This window comes from Pseudarthrobacter sp. AB1, from assembly GCF_014926485.1.
In the GTDB taxonomy this organism is placed as follows: Bacteria; Actinomycetota; Actinomycetes; order Actinomycetales; family Micrococcaceae; genus Arthrobacter.
The window spans coordinates 1-651 of record NZ_PZKO01000096.1 but is presented as its reverse complement, the minus strand read 5'-3'; the positions used below and the strand labels follow the sequence as shown (position 1 = coordinate 651).

General features: G+C 55.8%; 2 rRNA genes. Both read right to left on the bottom strand.

Annotation, left to right across the window (positions count from 1 at the left end):
- Positions 1-75: 75 nt before the first annotated feature.
- A 5S ribosomal RNA gene (gene rrf / locus DAD99_RS21415) occupies positions 76-192 on the bottom strand.
- Between the two features lie 215 nt (positions 193-407).
- Positions 408-651: ribosomal RNA gene (locus DAD99_RS21410) — 23S ribosomal RNA — on the bottom strand; the annotation flags it as partial.

Here is a 651-nt window from a genome sequence, read left to right as displayed (position 1 = left end):
GTTTTGTGGGTTGGGTGGTTAACGTGGGAGAGCCCCTCAACCTGGTGGTTGGGGGGCTCTCGACCTGTAATGATGTTCCGGCGGTGACCTACTCTCCCACACCCTCCCGGGTGCAGTACCATCGGCGCTGTGGGTCTTAGCTTCCGGGTTCGGAATGGGACCGGGCGTTTCCCCCACGCTATGACCGCCGTAACCCTTCTACCCGGCCCGTTCAGGCGTGCCTGTACGGGTGGGAAATCTGGTTACAACATTGTGGTGTTGTTATGTTGTTGTGTTGTGTTCCTGTGCAACGGCCCGTGCGGTACGGGTTTGTTGTTTGGGAACCACATAGTGGACGCAAGCAGTCTTGTTNTCTTTTTACCACCCGTTGGTTGCAAACGCTTTTGAACCGTTTGCAGGGGTGGTGTGTGGTGTAAGTTATCGGCCTATTAGTACCGGTCAGCTTCACGAGTCGTTAGTCCTCGCTTCCACATCCGGCCTATCAACCCAGTGGTCTGGCTGGGGGCCTCTCACACACAAGGTGTATGGAAATCTCATCTCGAAGCGAGCTTCCCGCTTAGATGCTTTCAGCGGTTATCCCATCCGAACGTAGCTAATCAGCGGTGCACTTGGCAGTACAACTGACACACCAGAGGTTCGTCCGTCCCGGTC